The organism is Nonomuraea sp. NPDC003707, from assembly GCF_053587055.1.
On the sequence record NZ_JBSFNK010000014.1, the window covers coordinates 208,681 to 224,153 of the forward strand.

Genomic DNA, 15,473 nt, shown 5'->3' on the forward strand with positions numbered 1-15,473 from the left:
AGCAGTACGTCGCTGGGATGGTTCTGGATGTCCTCCTAAAGGAGGAGACCGCCGCGAAACACCTGGTGAACGAGGGGGACGCCGGGCCGGTAGGCAAGGTGTACATAGGAGGGGGCATCGAGCACGACGAGGTCCGCACGGGCCCCGGGCCGTAGCCAGCCTACGTCCGTACGGCGCAGCGCGCGCGCCCCGCCGTACGTCGCCGCCCTGATCGCCTCCAGCGGCGTCATCCGCATCTCGCGTACGGCCAGCGCCACGCAGAACGCCATCGACGACGTGAACGACGACCCCGGGTTGCAGTCGGTCGCCAGCGCCACGGTCGCCCCCGCGTCGATCAGCCGCCGGGCGTCCGGGTACGGCGACCGCGTCGAGAACTCCGCCCCCGGCAGCAGCGTCGCCACCGTGTCCGACGACGCCAGAGCGTCCACGTCGGCCGGCGTCAGATGGGTGCAGTGGTCGGCCGAGGCGGCGCCCAGCTCGCAGGCGATGCGCACGCCGGGCCCCTCCCCGAGCTGGTTGGCGTGCACCCGCAACCCCAGCCCCGCCTTGAGCCCGGCGCCCAGGATCTCGCGGGTCTGGTCGCCGTCGAAGGCCCCGCGCTCGCAGAACACGTCGACCCACCTGGCGTGCGGGGCGCACGCGTCGAGCATCTCCCCGGCGACCAGCCGCACGTAGGAGTCGGCGTCCATGCCGGCGGGCACGACGTGCGCCCCCAGGAACGTGGTCTCGCCGGTCAGCCCGGCGGCGATCTCCAGCGAGCGCCGCTCGTCATCGACGGTCAGGCCGTAGCCGCTCTTGATCTCGACGGTCGTGGTGCCCTGGGCCAGCATCTCGTCCACCAGCGCACGCGCATGGGCGGCCAGCTCGGCGTCGCCGGCCTGCCGGGTGGCGGCGACCGTGGTCCTGATGCCGCCCCCGGTGTACGGCTCGCCGGACATGCGGGCCTGGAACTCGGCCGTCCGGTCACCGGCGAAGATCAGGTGGGCGTGGCTGTCCACGAAGCCGGGGATGACGGCGCGGCCCTCGACGTCCACCCGCTCGTCGGCGTCGGGGGCCTCCGCGGCGGGCCCGGCCCAGGCGACCAGGCCGTCCGCCACGACCAGCGCCGCGTCGGGGATCTCCTCGCGCTCGGGGTCGCCGGTGTACAGCGAGCCGATCCCGTCGATCAGCGTCGTGCTCATCTCACCCTCCGTATCGCCTCTGCCAGCAGGGATCCGACGTCGCCGAGCCGGTGCCGCCCGTCCGTGACGACGCGGCGGCCGCCGGAGACCACCGAGTGCACGTCCGCCGCCGTCGCCGCGAACACCACGGCCTCCGGCCCGCCCGCGCCCGCAGTCCGTACGGAGTCGAGCCGTACCGACACCAGGTCGGCCCACGCGCCGGGCACCAGCAGCCCCGCGTCGGGGAAGCCGAGGGAGGCGTGGCCGTTGACGGTCGCGGCGGCGAGCAGGTCGGCTGCGCTCCAGTTGCCGCGTTTGCCGCTGCGCAGCCGCTCGTCCAGCTCGACCCCGCGCGCCTCCTCGAACAGGTCGATCACGGCGTGGCTGTCGGAGCCGAGCGTGATCTGCGCGCCCCGGTCGGCCGCCGCCCTGGCCGGGCCGATGCCGTCGGCGAGGTCGCGTTCGGTGGTGGGGCACATGCAGATGTGCGTGCCGGACTGGGCGATCAGCTCGATGTCCACGTCGGTCAGGTGGGTGGCGTGCACGGCGGTCGAGCGCGGCCCCAGAGCGCCCCGCTCGTGCAGCACCTGGACCGGCGTGGCCGCGTACATCTCCACGCAGGCGGCGTTCTCGGCCGGCTGCTCGGACACGTGCATGTGCAGGGGGCCCGCGTGCCGGTGGGAGAACTCGGCCACGACCGGCATCTGCTCCGGCGGCACCGCGCGCACGGAGTGGATGGCCGCGCCGATCTCCACGTCGGGCTGCCCCTCGTAGGCCGCCGCCAGGTCGTCGGCCCTGACCGCCCAGCGCTCGGCGTCGCCGTCGGTGAAGCGCAGCTGCGCGCCGGTGAGCGGGGCGCCGATGCCGCCGGTCAGGTAGCAGGTGTCGAGCAGCGCGATGCGCAGGCCCGCCTCGCGGGCCGCGCGGACCAGCGCGTGGCCCATCTCGTTGGCGTCGTCGTACGGGCGGCCGTCCGGCCCGTGGTGCAGGTAGTGGAACTCGCCCACGCAGGTCACCCCGGCCAGCGCCATCTCGGCGTAGACGGCCCTGGCCAGCCGGAGGTAGGAGTCGGGCTCCAGAGCCCCCGCGACCTCGTACATCCGCTCGCGCCAGGTCCAGAAGTCGCCCTTGCCCTCCTGGGCGGTGCCGCGCAGCGCGCGGTGGAAGGCGTGGGAGTGGGCGTTGGCCAGGCCGGGAACGGTGATCCCCGGCAGGCGCTCGGCCGTGCCCGGCGGGCCCTGGCCGACGCTCGCGATCCGTTCGCCCTCGACCTCGATGAGCACGCTCTCCGCGACTCCGCCGGGGAGCCAGGCCTGTTCGCACCAGTAGGTCAGCGGCACAGGTCCTCCAGCACGTCCGCGAGTGCGACGACTCCCGCCTCGCAGTCTGCCCGCTCGGCGTGCTCGTCGGGGGAATGGGACACGCCGGTGGGGTTCCTGACGAACAACATCGCGCTCGGGACGCCCGCCGAGGCCAGGATCCCCGCGTCGTGACCCGCCCCCGTGGGCAGGACGGGCGCGGGCGTGTCGCCTCCCGCGACCCTGGCCAGGCGGTCCCTGAGCGGCACGTCGAAGTCGACGACCGGCGTCCACGACTCCTCCCGCACCGTGGCCCCCGCCTCCTCGGTCAGCTCGGCGACGAGGGCGCGCACGGCGGCCTCGTCCGCCCCGCGGGCGTCGAGCCAGGCAGAGACCAGGCCGGGGATGGCGTTCGCGTTGCCCGGCGAGACGCGTACCTTGCCGACCGTGGCCACCACGTCGCGGCGCGCCGCGACCGCGCGGGCGGCCAGCACCATGCGGGCGAACGGCAGCATCGGGTCGTCCCGGTCGGCCAGCCGGGTGGTGCCCGCGTGGTCGGCCCGGCCGTGGAAGTCGAAGCGCCAGCGTCCGTGCGGCCAGATCGCCGCGGCCACGCCCACCGGCCGCCCCTCGTGGACGAGCGCTTGCCCCTGCTCGACGTGGAGCTCCACGAACGTGCCGACCGTCGCGAGCGTCTCGTCGTCCCGCCCCAGCTCGTACGGCGCCCGCCCGGCCTTCGTCATGACGTCGGCCAGCGTGTCGCCGGAGTCGTCGGTGAGCGCGAGGGCCCGCTCGGGCGCCAGCACGCCCGTGAGCAGCCTCGACCCCATGCACGGTACCCCGAACCTGGCGCCCTCCTCGTCGGTGAAGCAGGCCACGCCGACCGGCCTGGCCGGTGTGGTCCCGCGCTCCCTCAGGAGGTCCAGGGCGGCGAAGGCCGACACGACCCCGAGCGGACCGTCGTACGCGCCGCCCTGCCGTACGGAGTCGAGGTGGCTCCCGGTCACCACGCCGGGGCGGCCGGAAGGGTCGCCCCACCATGCCCAGAGGTTGCCGTTGCGGTCTTCGCGCAGGTCGAGCCCCCGTCGCCCGGCCTCGCCCGCGAACCACTCGCGTAGCTCCATGTCAGCGGCCGACCAGGCGTCCCTGACGTAGCCCCCGGTCGCCGGATCCCGTCCTATGTGCGCGAGTGGTTCAAGCATGGCCCCACTGTAGTGAATGGATCCATTCAGTTGACAGGCCCTCCCCTGGGACGGAGGGTCAGCTCGGTGAGGTGGGCGTCGGGGCCCGCGGTGACGGCGGCCAGCACGGCCCGCGCCACGCTCTGCGGCGTCAGGTACTTCTCGGGCTCGAACTCGCCGCCCTCGTAGCTACGCAGCTCGCGCTGCATGTCGGTGGCCGTCCGGCCCGGGTAGACGGTCGTCACCCTCAGCCGCGGCTCCTCCAGCCGCAGCGCGTCGGCGAACGCCTTCAGCGCGAACTTGCTGGCCGCGTAGGCGCCCCACTCGGGGTTGGCCCGCTGCCCCGAACCCGAGTTGACGCAGACCACGTGCCCCTCGGCCCGGCGCAGGGCGGGCAGCAGCAGCCGGGTCAGCTCGGCGACCGCAACGACGTTCACCTCCAGCGTCTCGCGCCACGCGGCGGCGGGCAGGTCGGCGATCCGGCCCATCCGGTTGATCCCGGCGGAGTGCACGAGCACGTCGAGCCGTTCGATCCCGGCGACTTCCGCCTCCGTGACCGCTGTCAGCTCCGCCGGCCAGACCCGCGCGTCGGGCAGCCCGGCCGCCACGGCGGCCAGCGACTCCTCGTCGCGGCCGTTGAGTATCACGTGGTGCGTGGGGCCCAGCGCCTCGGCCACGGCCGCGCCGATCCCGCGCGAAGCGCCTGTGACCAGCGCAGTCGGTCGTTCGTTCATGGAGATCAGTTTATTGATGTTGACGGATGCTCAAATTTGAATACAAACTTGTACTCATGTCTGCTTCGACGCGCATCCTCATCCTCGGCGCTCTGCTCGACGGCCCCATGAACGGCTACGGGGTCCGGCGGCGGCTGGAGGTGATGGGCGCCGACCAATGGGCGAACGTCGCCTTCGGGTCGATCTACCACGGGCTGAGCAAGATGGCCGACGAAGGACTCCTGGCCGTCGTCGAGGCGGGCAAGGGCGGCAAGGTCGTCTACGAGCTGACCGAGCACGGCCGCGAAGAGTTCCACCGGATGTTGCTGACCGCCTGGCACGAGGTCAAGCCCATCGTCGACCCGTTCCAGGTGGCGCTGACGTTCATGCACCGGCTGGACAAACCAGAACTCCTGCAGGCTCTTTACAGCAGGAAGCAGCAGCTCAGAATGAGCGTCGAGATCCTCGGACATGCCGTCGGCGCCAAGCAGCGCTACGGCGCTCCCCAGCACATCGACGAGAACCTCCATCTCAACAGAGCCATGGTCCAGGCCCAGCTCGACTGGGTCGAGAAGGCCATCGAACGGGTTGAGGCCGACGAATTGCCCTAAGGAGCTGAACCCCCCAATGATCATTCAGGCGCAGGGCCTGCGAAAGACGTTCACCACCAGGAGCAGGAAGGGCACGCAGACCGTCGAGGCCGTCCGCGGGGTGGACCTCGAGGTCGCGCAAGGCGAGATCTTCGGCGTGCTCGGCCCCAACGGGGCCGGCAAGACCACCACGATCAGGATGCTCTCCACGCTGATCGCCCCCGACGCGGGCACGGCCACCATCGCGGGCCACGACCTGCTCAAAGAGTCCAGCGCCGTCCGGCGCAAGCTCGGGTACGTGAGCCAGGCCGGCGGTGTTGAAGACACCACGAGCGCCAGGGCCCAGATCATGATGGCCGCCAAGATCCACGCCATGGCCGACCCGAAGCAGGCCACCGCGGAGGTGCTGGAACGCTTCGACCTGACCGAGATGGCCGACCGCCCCGGCCGTACCCTGTCGGGCGGGCAGAAGCGGCGCGTGGCCATCGCGATCGGGCTGGTGCACAACCCGCCGCTGCTCTTCCTCGACGAGCCCACCACCGGCCTCGACCCGCAGAACCGCGCCAACCTCTGGGACCGCATCAGGCAGCTGCGCGAGGCCGGAACGAGCGTGCTGCTCAGCACCCACTACCTCGACGAGGCCGACGCGCTGTGCGACCGCCTCATGATCGTCGACCACGGCCTGGTCGTGGCCGAGGGCACCCCCGGGGAGCTCAAGCGGGAGGTCTCCGGCGACGTGATCACGCTCAGGGTGGACGACCCGGAGCGGGCCGCGGACACGCTCAAGCCGTACGCCCGCGAGACCCGCGTCGACGAGGACCTGCTGCGCGTCTACGTCGACGACGGCGAGCACACGCTGCCCGCGCTGCTGCGGGCCCTTGAGGAGCAGGGGCTGGGGCTGAGCTCGATCGCGCTCGACCGCTCCACGCTCGACGACGTCTTCCTGGCCAAGACCGGCCGTTCCCTCCGCGACACCGGAGCCGCCTCATGATCCGCCACACCGTCCTGTTCACCGGCTACGAGCTGAAGAAGTCGTTCAGCAACCCGATCTGGCCGCTGTTCGGCATCATGCAGCCGGTGCTGTACCTGCTCATGTTCGCGCCGCTGCTGAAGTCGCTGACGCCGGGCGGCTCGACGGTGGACGCGCTGCGGATGTTCACGCCGGCGTCGATGATGATGATCGCGGTCTTCGGGGCGCTGTTCTCGGGGTTCGGGCTGATCGCCGACCTGCGCAACGGCTCGCTCGAACGGTACGCCGTCAGCCCCGCCTGGCGGCCGGCCATCGTGCTCGGGCGGGTGGCCAAGGACATGGTCGTGCTGGTGTGCCAGGCGATCCTCGTGCTCGTCGTGGCCATCGCGATGGGCGTGCGCATCGGGGCCGTCGAGCTGGTCCTGGTGCTGCTGCTCATGGCCGCCACCGGGCTGTTCGCCTCGGGGCTGTCCCAGGGGCTGGCGCTGACCGTACGCGACGAGAACGGCATGTCGCAGACGCTCAACCTCTTCATGCTGCCGGTCATGCTGCTGGCCGGGCTGTTCATCCCGATCTCGTACGCGCCCGGCTGGATGCAGACGCTCGCTCCGATCAACCCGCTCTACCACGCGGTCGAGGCGGGGCGGGCGCTGTTCGCCGGGCGGTTGTCGGACCCGTCGATCCCGATCGCGTTCGCGGTGTTCATCGTGCTTGCGCTGCTCACCACGATCTGGTCGATGCGCTCGCTACGCAGGATCGCCGGGTAGGAACGTACCGGTCTCGTCGGTCATCCGCTCGTACTCCTCGAGCCTGGCCTGGGTGCGCAGCGGCGCCGCGTCGGCCATGGCCTCGACCAGGGCCATGGCCAGGGCGAGCGGCGCCGCGTGCGAGTCGAACACGAGCCGGTCGCCGACGGGGGCGTCCAGCACGACCTCCGCCGGAAAATCCGACTTATCCGTTATGGCCGCCACCCGCAGCCCCATCTTCTCCGCGTACTCCAGCGCCTGCACGGCCTCCGCCGGATACCTCGGCAGGACCACGGCCACCACCCACTCCGCGCCCGCCCTGCGGGCCGCGTGCAGCCCGTCGACCAGCTCCGACCCGCCGTGCGTGAGCAGCCGCACGTCGGGGTGGATGCGGCGGGCGTAGTAGGCGAAGGTGGTGGCCAGCCCGCAGGAGACCCGCAGCCCCACGACGGGCAGCGGCTCGGTGGCGGCCAGCTGCTCGCCGAGCTCCTTGAGCGGGAAGGCCGGCAGCCGCTCCCTGACGATCGCGAGGTTGCGGATCTCGCAGTCGATGGCCCCGCGCAGCAGGCTCTCCTGCGGCTCCGCCACCGTCGCGCCGCCCAGCACGAGCGGGCGCAGCGCCTGCCGCAGCTCGGGGTATCCGGCGAACCCCAGCACCATCGCGAACCGGGTCACGGACGGCTGGCTCACCCCGGCCCGCTCGGCCAGCTCCACGCTGGACAGGAAGATCGCCTCATCGAGATGCTCGGTGAGGTAGTGCGCGATCCTCCGCTGCACGGGCGACAGCCTCCGGCCATCCAGCAGCACGCTCAGCCCACCGTGATATCCGTCCGCCACGCCACCTCCAACGCTTCCCACCCCGCATTCTCATCCCACCACCCTCACGACCCCCACCAGATGGGTGGCGGAAGCGCGGTGGGTCAGGATTCGCGCATCGGGATGCGGACGCCGCGGGCGGCGGCCACGTCGGCGGCCTCCTCGTAACCCGCGTCCACGTGCCGCATGACCCCCGTCCCAGGGTCGTTGGTCAGCACGCGGTTGAGCTTCTCCCCCGCCAGCGCGGTCCCGTCGGCCACCGTCACCTGGCCGGCGTGGATGGACCGGCCGATCCCGACCCCGCCCCCGTGGTGGATGGACACCCAGGCGGCCCCCGAGGCCGTGTTGAGCATGGCGTTCAGCAGGGGCCAGTCAGCGATCGCGTCCGACCCGTCCGCCATGGCCTCCGTCTCGCGATACGGCGAGGCCACGGAGCCGCTGTCGAGGTGGTCGCGCCCGATCACGATGGGCGCCTGCAGCTCGCCCGAGGCCACCATGTCGTTGAAGCGCTCCCCCGCGACGTTCCGCTCGCCGTACCCGAGCCAGCAGATCCGCGCGGGCAGCCCCTGGAAGTGGACCTTCTCCCCGGCCTTCCTGATCCACCGGGCGAGTCCCTCGTTCTCGGGGAAGAGCTCCAGGATGGCCCGGTCGGTCGCGGCGATGTCGGCGGGGTCCCCGCTCAGGGCGGCCCACCGGAACGGGCCCTTGCCCTCGCAGAACAGCGGCCTGATGTACGCGGGCACGAACCCCGGGAAGTCGAAGGCCCGCCCGTAACCGGCCAGCTGCGCCTCGCCCCGGATGGAGTTGCCGTAGTCGAACACCTCCGCCCCGGCGTCCTTGAACCCGACCATCGCCTCCACGTGCCGCGCCATCGAGGTCCGGGCCCGCTCGGTGAAGCCGGCCGGGTCCTTGTCCCGCTCCGAGGCCATGTCCTCGAAGGCGATCCCCAGAGGCAGGTACATGAGGGGGTCGTGCGCCGAGGTCTGGTCGGTGACGATGTCGATCTCGGCCCCGCGGGCGAGCAGGTCGGGCACGGCCTCCGCGGCGTTCGCGACGACCCCGATGGACAGGGGACGGCGCTCGTCGCGTGCCGCGTACGCCAGCCGCAGCGCCTCGTCCAGCGACGACGCCTCCACGTCGAGGTAGCGGTGCTCGATCCGCCGGGTGACCGAGCGCGGGTCGCAGTCGAGGCATATCGCCACCCCGCCGTTCATGGTAACGGCCAGCGGCTGGGCGCCGCCCATCCCGCCGAGCCCGGCCGTCAGCGTGATCGTCCCGGCGAGCGACCCGCCGAAGCGCTTGGCCGCCACGGCCGCGAACGTCTCGTACGTCCCCTGCAGGATGCCCTGCGTGCCGATGTAGATCCACGACCCGGCGGTCATCTGCCCGTACATGGTGAGCCCGGCCGCCTCCAGCCGCCGGAACTCCTCCCAGTTGGCCCAGTCGGGCACGAGGTTGGAGTTGGCGATGAGCACCCGGGGCGCCCACTCGTGGGTGCGGAACACGCCCACCGGGCGCCCCGACTGGACCAGGAGGGTCTCGTCGCCCTCGAGCGTCGTCAGCGTCCTGACCATCGCGTCGAACGACGCCCAGTCACGCGCGGCCTTGCCCGAGCCGCCGTAGACGACCAGCTGCTCGGGGTGCTCGGCGACCTCCGGGTCCAGGTTGTTCTGGAGCATGCGGAGCGCCGCCTCCTGCGGCCACCCCTTGGCGGTGATCGTCGTGCCTCGCGGCGCGCGCACGCTGCGGCTCATCGTGACCTCCTGAATGAAAACATTCACATATGTCACCCGCAGAGTACATGGATTAGCTGACGAGGAACTGGGTGGCCGCCAGCTCCCGGTAGAGCTCGTCCTCCCCGACCAGCGAGTCGTGCGTCCCGATCGCCCGTACGCCACCCCCTTCCATGACCACGATCCGGTCCGCGTTCGTCACGGTGGACAGCCGGTGGGCGATCACCAGCACGGTCGTCTCCGTGGCCACCTCGGCGATGACCTCGCGCAGCCGCAGCTCGTTGACCGCGTCGAGCTGGGAGGTGGCCTCGTCGAGCAGCAGCAGCCGGGGCTTGCGCAGCAGCGCCCTGGCGATGGCGACGCGCTGGCGCTCGCCGCCCGACAGCAGCACGCCGCGGTGCCCGACCGGCGTCTCCAGCCCTTCGGGCAGCCTGTCCACCAGGTCGTCGAGCCTGGTGCGGGCGACGGCCCGGCGCAGCTCGTCCTCGGTGGCGTCCTGGGCGGCGAAGAGCAGGTTCTCCCGGAGGGTGCCGGCCAGCACGGGGGCGTCCTGCTCGACGTACCCGAGGGCGGCCCGCAGCTCGCCCAGCGGCCAGTCGCGGATGTCGCGCCCACCGATGGCGATGAGCCCCTTCTGGTGGTCGTAGAAGCGCTCGATCAGCGCGAACACCGTCGACTTGCCCGCGCCCGACGGCCCCACCAGCGCGGTCAGCCCGCCGGGCGGCACCTCGAAGGTGACCCCGTCGTGCACGGTCGGCCGGTCGTCGCCGTACTTGAAGACCACGTCCCTGAACGTCACCCCGACCGGCTCGGAGGTCCCCGCGACGGCGGCGCCGACCGGCTCCGCGGGCAGGTCCTCGATCTCCTTGATCCGCTTCATCGCGGCCAGCCCCTGCTGGAGCTGGACGCCGCCCTGGACGAGCTGCCCGATCGGCGGCACCAGGTAGAACAGGTACAGCAGGAACGCGATCAGCGACGACACCTCCAGCGTCCCCGACGCGACCCGGGCTCCGCCGACGGCCAGCACGGCGAGGAACGCGATCTGCACTGCCATCCACGTCGCCACTCCCGCGAGCGACGTCCACCCGGCGACCTGCAGCCCCCGGTCGCGGGCGCGCACCGCCGCGTCGCCCACCACCGCGATCTCCCGCTCCTCCGCGCCGCTGGCCTTGACGGTCCGGTACGCCTGCAGCGCCCGGTCCAGCACGGCCCCCATCTCGCCCACGGCCTCCTGGGCATGGGTCTGCGCCCGCTGGATCCTCGGCATGATCAGCGCGACGAGCCCGCCGATCACCACCACCACGAGCAGCGTGACCAGCAGCAGCACGCCGTCCATGGTCGCCATCATGATGATCGCCCCGACCAGCATGAACGTGGCGCTGACGGACTCGACGATCCCGTTGGTCAGCACGGCCCGCAGCAAGGTCGTGTCACCCGTCACCCGCGACAGCAGGTCGCCGGGCTTGAGCCGGTCCACGTCGGCGACCTTGAGCCTCAGCATCCGGTCGACGAGCTTGCGCCGGGCGCCGAGCACGATGCCCTCGCCCGTGCGCTCCATCAGGTAGCTTCCGGCGGCCGACACGACCGCGCCGATCAGCACCGCCGCGGTCAGCCCCAGCAACGGCGCGGCCATCGAGCCGGTCTCGCCGAACGCGTCCACGACGTATTTGGCCAGCAACGGCATGGCGAGACCCGCCGCCGAGCCGATCAAGCCCAGTAATCCGCCCAGGATCAGGATCTTCCGGTGCGGGCGGACGTGGGAGAGCAACTCCTTGACCACCACATCTCCTTCCACGACATGTCTCGACTTGCTCTAACGAACGGGACCGCGCGATCCGCACCACTTCGACAGGGTCAACCTAGATTGACGACTTAAGTATGTCAACTTTCGTTGACCCTCATTCTTGAGGAGGAGACGACATCCGGAAGCGTCCGGCGGACGAATAGGGCGTCGAGGAACCCGGCCGGAACCTCGCAGTAAACGATCAGCCCTTCCGAAAGGACCGAAAATGGAGCTCCGGATCAACCGGCGCGCTCTAGTCGGACTTGGCCTCGCCGCAGCTGTCGCCGCGTCGTCGTTGGCCGTGCTCCGCACCGACTCCGGCATCGCTTCCTCGCACCGCGAGGCTCCCATGATCGCGGGCGACCCCCAGCACGACAACACGGACGTGTACGCGTTCGTGAGCCCTGACAAGGCCGACACGGTGACCCTGCTGGCCAACTGGATCCCGTTCGAGGAGCCCCACGGCGGCCCGAACTTCTACCCGTTCGCCACCAAGTCCCGCTACAACATAAAGATCGACAACGACGGCGACGCCAGGCCCGACATCACGTACGAGTGGACGTTCCGCAACGAGGACAAGCGCGGCAACACCACGTTCCTGTACAACAACGGCCCCGTCACCTCGCTCGACGACCCGAACCTGCTCTTCCGCCAGCGCTACACGCTCAGGAAGATCACTCCCAGCGGCACCCGGACGCTGGTCGGCGACGGCATCGTCGCGCCGAGCAACGTCGGCCCGGCCTCGATGCCCGACTACGGCACCCTGCGCGCCCAGTCCATCAAGAGCCTGCCCGGCGGCGGCAAGTCGTTCGCCGGCCAGGCGGACGAGGCGTTCTTCCTGGACCTGCGCGTGTTCGACCTGCTCTACGGCGGCAACCTGTCCGAGGTCGGCCAGGACACCACCCGGGGCTACAACGTGAACAGCGTGGCCCTCCAGGTGCCCTCCTCCGAGCTGGCGCTCAAGGGCGACGTCAAGCGCAACCCGGTGATCGGCGTCTGCTCGACCACCGACAAGTTCAACGGCAGCAGGTACGTGCAGGTCTCGCGCCTGTGCAACCCGCTGGTGAACGAGGTCGTCTCGCCCGCCGGGCTCAAGGACGCCTTCAACGCCCTGCCCCCGGAGAAGGACGCCGATGTGGCGCCGCTGGTCAAGCGGGTCATCGACCCCGAGGTGGCCAGGCTGCTGGAGGCCATCTACGGCATCAAGGCCCCCGCGACCCCGCGCAACGACCTGGTCGAGATCTTCCTGACCGGCATCGCCAAGCAGAACGGCCCGATCAAGGCCGACCTGAACTCGCAGGTGCTCAACAAGGACGCGGGCAAGCTGCGCCCCTCCGAGATGCTGCGGCTGAACATGGCGATCCCGCCCGCGAAGGACCCGAACCGCCTCGGCGTGCTGGCCGGTGACCTCCAGGGGTTCCCGAACGGCCGCCGTCTCATCGACGACGTCGTGGACATCGAGCTGCAGGCCGTGGCCGGCGCCGCGGTGACCGGCAAGCTCGTGCCCGGGCTGACGGACAAGGTGGACAGGAACGACAAGCCGATCCTCCAGTCGTTCCCGTACATCCCGCTGCCCAGCAATGTCGCGGTGAACCAGCGCTGACTCCCCGACCGGCCTGCTCCCTCTCCAAGCGGGCCGGTCAGCCCCCGGCGGCAGACCACCCTTCTCCCACCGTCTGCCGCCGACATGAGGCCGGCCGGCCGTGCTCCCCGTCACGGCCGGCCGGCCAACTCCCCAGCACCCTGGAGCCTTGGACATGCGTGCCTTCGTGATATTCGCCGGGCTTGCCCTCATCGGGGCCATGACCTTCACGATCCTCTCGTTCTCGGCGGCGCCCGCGCCGGGGCCGGTGGCGGACAAGCCGTTCACCGAGACGCTGCAGGATCGGCTCAAGCGCCTGCCGGGCGACTACCGCGGCTGGGCCCAGCTCGCCTCCCAGTACGTCGACCAGGCCAGGATCACCGGCGACCCGTCGTACTACACGAAGGCGGAGGGCGCGATCACCACGGCCGCCAAGCTGAGGGCCGAGGACGACGCGGTGCTCACCGGCCAGGCGGCGCTGGCCGCCGGGCGCCACGACTTCGCCGAGGCGGTGCGGCTGGCCGAGCGCGCGATCGACGTCAACCCGTACGGCGCCCCGGCCTACGGCGTGCTGGCCGACGCGCGGACCCAGCTCGGGGACCTGCGCGGGGCGCGGCGGGCCGTGGACGAGATGCTGGGCCTGCGGCCCGGAGTGGCGGCCTTCGCCCGCGCCTCGTACGCGGCCGAGCTGCGCGGTGACAGGGCCGGAGCCCGCAAGTACCTCGAAATGGCGCAGAACGACGCGTGGCAGCCGGCCGACCTCGCCTACGCCCGCTACTACCTGGGCGAGCTGGCCCTCCACTCCGGCGACCTGGCCACGGCGGCCGGCTGGTACGCCAAGGCCCTGCAGTCCTACCCCGGCTACACCCCGGCGCTCGCGGGCCAGGCCAGGACCGCCGCGCTGAGCGGCCGGCTGACCGAGGCGCTCGGCCTCTACCAGAGCGTCGTCGAACGCCTCCCGCTCCCCCAATACCTGATCGAGCAGGGCGAGACCCAGATCAAGGCGGGCCGGCCCGCCGACTGGACCCTGCTGAAGGCGCAGCGCAAGCTGTTCCAGGCCGCGGGCGTGCGTGACGACCTGACCTGGGCCGAGTTCGAGGCCGACCACGGGGACCCGGCGCTGGCGGTCGAGCACGCCAGGGCCGAGTACGCGCGCAACCCGAACCTCGTCGCCGCCGACGCCCTCGCCTGGGCCCTGTTCAAGGCGGGCAAGCCGGCCGAGGCGCTGCCGTACGCCAAGAAGGCCACGGCGACCGGCTGGCAGAACCCGCTGCTGAAGTACCACCGCGCCAAGATCGAGCAGGCGCTGGGCCGGTCCGTCAAGGTGGACGCCGGCTTCGACCCGACACTGTCCGCACTGGCGAGGTTCTCATGAGAGTCATCCGGCTCGGCCTGCTGTCCGTCGCGATGGGCCTGGTGCTGTCGCTGGGCCTGAGCGTCGTCCTGGTCGCCGCGGCCAAGGCCGCGCCCGTGGCGATGCACCCGCTGGGCAACTTCACCGTCAACCACTACAACGGGCTGCGGATCTCGCCCTCCGACGTGCGCAACCTCGCCGTCGTGGACGCGGCCGAACTGCCCACGCTGCAGGCCAAGCCGCAGGTGGACGCCTCGTACGCGGCCCGCCGCTGCGGCGCGCTGGCCGCCGCCCAGCGGCTCACGGTGGCGGGCCGGACGGTGCCGTGGCGGGTGGCCGGCTCCGCCTTCGCCTACGCCCCCGGCCAAGGGGGCCTCCAGACCAGCCGGCTGACCTGCCGGCTCGTGGCCGAAGTCCGCGCCTCGGGGGCCGTGGAGTTCGCCGACGGGTTCGAGCAGGACAGGATCGGCTGGCGGGAGATCACGGCGGTGGGCGACGGGGTGCGCCTGGTCCGTTCGTCGGTGCCGTCGGTGAGCGTGAGCAAGGAGCTGCACGCGTACCCCGAGGATCTGCTGGCGAATCCGCTCGACCAGCGCACCGCGACGATGACCGTCGCACCCGGCGCGGGCCTGCCCGGCCAGGGCGGCTCCGGCGCTCCCGGTGGCACCGTGTCCGGCGGGATCGGCATCGGCGGGCCAATCGGGGACGCGCTGGCCGCCCTGGACCGGACGTTCGCCGGGCTGATCGGCTCCGACTCGCTGACGCTCCCGCTCGGGCTGCTGGCGGTCGGGCTGGCCGTGGTGCTGGGCGCCGGGCACGCGCTGATCCCCGGGCACGGCAAGACCATCATGGCCGCGTACCTGGCCGGACGGCGGGGACGCCCGCGCGACGCGCTCGTGGTGGGCGCGACGGTGACGGCCACGCACACGGTCGGGGTGCTGGTGGTGGGGCTGCTGCTGAGCGCGTTCACGGCGCTGGCGGGCGAGTCCGTGCTGGCGTGGCTGGGGGTGGCCAGCGGCGCGCTGATCGCCGTCATCGGCTTCCGCCTCCTCCTGAACGCCCGCCGCGGCACCTCCCCGCACGGCCACGGACACGGGCATGGTCACGGTCATGGGCACGGTCACGGTCATGGGCACGGGCATGGGCATGGCCACGACGGCGCGGAGGCGACAAAACGGGCAGGGTTGGTGGGGCTCGGCATCGCGGGCGGGCTCGTCCCCAGCCCGTCGGCCCTCGTCGTGCTCCTCGGCGCCATCGCGCTCGGCCGCACCTGGTTCGGCGTGGCGCTGGTGACCGCGTACGGCATCGGCATGGCCGCCACCCTCACCGCCACCGGCCTCCTGCTGGTCAAGCTGGTGGACCGCCTGGAACAGCGCGCCTCGGCGGGCCGCCGCCTGGCCGCCAGGCTCTCGGGCCTGGCCCCGGTGGGCACGGCCGCGATGGTGGTGCTGCTCGGCGCGGGCCTGGCCCTCCGCTCGGTGGCGACCCTCTAGCGTACGTACATCTACGCCTTTATAGTCATGTCCATGACTACTCATGGACATGAC

General features: G+C 71.7%; 13 protein-coding genes. 6 read left to right on the plus strand and 7 right to left on the minus strand.

Annotated features, from left to right (window positions below):
• Window positions 1–35 precede the first annotated feature (35 nt).
• Genes hutI through ACWDRB_RS33310 form a run of 4 tightly spaced genes read right to left on the minus strand, consistent with a single transcriptional unit; the run spans window position 36 to window position 4,373 of the window.
• The gene (gene hutI, locus ACWDRB_RS33295) at window positions 36–1,181 is read right to left on the minus strand and encodes an imidazolonepropionase (RefSeq protein ID WP_449900391.1); all 1,146 of its coding nucleotides are present in this window, start codon (window positions 1,179–1,181) and stop codon (window positions 36–38) included.
• Window positions 1,178–2,500 carry a formimidoylglutamate deiminase gene (locus ACWDRB_RS33300; RefSeq protein WP_449900393.1) on the minus strand — a complete coding sequence of 441 codons (1,323 nt, stop codon included), beginning with the start codon at window positions 2,498–2,500 and terminating at the stop codon, window positions 1,178–1,180. The genes hutI and ACWDRB_RS33300 overlap by 4 nt, the downstream gene beginning before the upstream one ends.
• Window positions 2,491–3,660: an allantoate amidohydrolase gene (locus ACWDRB_RS33305; protein ID WP_449900396.1), complete on the minus strand. Its 1,170-nt coding sequence runs from the start codon at window positions 3,658–3,660 to the stop codon at window positions 2,491–2,493. Before ACWDRB_RS33305 ends, ACWDRB_RS33300 begins: the two co-directional genes overlap by 10 nt.
• A 26-nt stretch (window positions 3,661–3,686) precedes the next feature.
• Complete coding sequence (locus tag ACWDRB_RS33310; protein WP_449900399.1) at window positions 3,687–4,373, minus strand: SDR family oxidoreductase; 687 nt, start codon at window positions 4,371–4,373, stop codon at window positions 3,687–3,689.
• A gap of 56 nt (window positions 4,374–4,429) precedes the next feature.
• Between ACWDRB_RS33310 and ACWDRB_RS33315 the strand changes: the two genes are divergently transcribed.
• Genes ACWDRB_RS33315 through ACWDRB_RS33325 form a run of 3 tightly spaced genes read left to right on the plus strand, consistent with a single transcriptional unit; the run spans window position 4,430 to window position 6,679 of the window.
• Window positions 4,430–4,963 carry a PadR family transcriptional regulator gene (locus ACWDRB_RS33315; RefSeq protein WP_449900401.1) on the plus strand — a complete coding sequence of 178 codons (534 nt, stop codon included), beginning with the start codon at window positions 4,430–4,432 and terminating at the stop codon, window positions 4,961–4,963.
• A gap of 16 nt (window positions 4,964–4,979) precedes the next feature.
• Complete coding sequence (locus ACWDRB_RS33320) at window positions 4,980–5,933, plus strand: ATP-binding cassette domain-containing protein (RefSeq protein ID WP_449900404.1); 954 nt, start codon at window positions 4,980–4,982, stop codon at window positions 5,931–5,933.
• Window positions 5,930–6,679 (plus strand): ABC transporter permease, encoded by a 750-nt coding sequence (locus ACWDRB_RS33325; protein WP_449900406.1) that lies wholly within the window; start codon window positions 5,930–5,932, stop codon window positions 6,677–6,679. The genes ACWDRB_RS33320 and ACWDRB_RS33325 overlap by 4 nt, the downstream gene beginning before the upstream one ends.
• On the opposite strand, the gene ACWDRB_RS33330 is transcribed toward ACWDRB_RS33325, so the two are convergent.
• The 3 genes from ACWDRB_RS33330 to ACWDRB_RS33340 form a co-directional block, all read right to left on the minus strand.
• Window positions 6,659–7,495, minus strand: a complete 837-nt coding sequence (locus tag ACWDRB_RS33330; RefSeq protein WP_355207193.1) for a MurR/RpiR family transcriptional regulator — start codon at window positions 7,493–7,495, stop codon at window positions 6,659–6,661. The two genes, ACWDRB_RS33325 and ACWDRB_RS33330, sit on opposite strands and share 21 nt — an antisense overlap.
• Window positions 7,496–7,578: 83 nt before the next feature.
• Window positions 7,579–9,228 (minus strand): urocanate hydratase, encoded by a 1,650-nt coding sequence (gene hutU, locus ACWDRB_RS33335; protein WP_350730174.1) that lies wholly within the window; start codon window positions 9,226–9,228, stop codon window positions 7,579–7,581.
• 52 nt (window positions 9,229–9,280) lie between these two features.
• Window positions 9,281–10,987 (minus strand): ABC transporter ATP-binding protein, encoded by a 1,707-nt coding sequence (locus ACWDRB_RS33340; RefSeq protein ID WP_449900409.1) that lies wholly within the window; start codon window positions 10,985–10,987, stop codon window positions 9,281–9,283.
• A gap of 229 nt (window positions 10,988–11,216) precedes the next feature.
• On the opposite strand from ACWDRB_RS33340, the gene ACWDRB_RS33345 reads away from it, so the two are divergent.
• From ACWDRB_RS33345 to ACWDRB_RS33355, 3 genes are all read left to right on the plus strand, one after another.
• Window positions 11,217–12,593 carry a DUF4331 domain-containing protein gene (locus ACWDRB_RS33345; RefSeq protein ID WP_355207199.1) on the plus strand — a complete coding sequence of 459 codons (1,377 nt, stop codon included), beginning with the start codon at window positions 11,217–11,219 and terminating at the stop codon, window positions 12,591–12,593.
• A 154-nt stretch (window positions 12,594–12,747) separates the two neighbouring features.
• Complete coding sequence (locus ACWDRB_RS33350) at window positions 12,748–13,947, plus strand: tetratricopeptide repeat protein (RefSeq protein ID WP_449900412.1); 1,200 nt, start codon at window positions 12,748–12,750, stop codon at window positions 13,945–13,947.
• Complete coding sequence (locus ACWDRB_RS33355) at window positions 13,944–15,419, plus strand: nickel/cobalt transporter (RefSeq protein WP_449900414.1); 1,476 nt, start codon at window positions 13,944–13,946, stop codon at window positions 15,417–15,419. The genes ACWDRB_RS33350 and ACWDRB_RS33355 overlap by 4 nt, the downstream gene beginning before the upstream one ends.
• Window positions 15,420–15,473 lie beyond the last annotated feature (54 nt).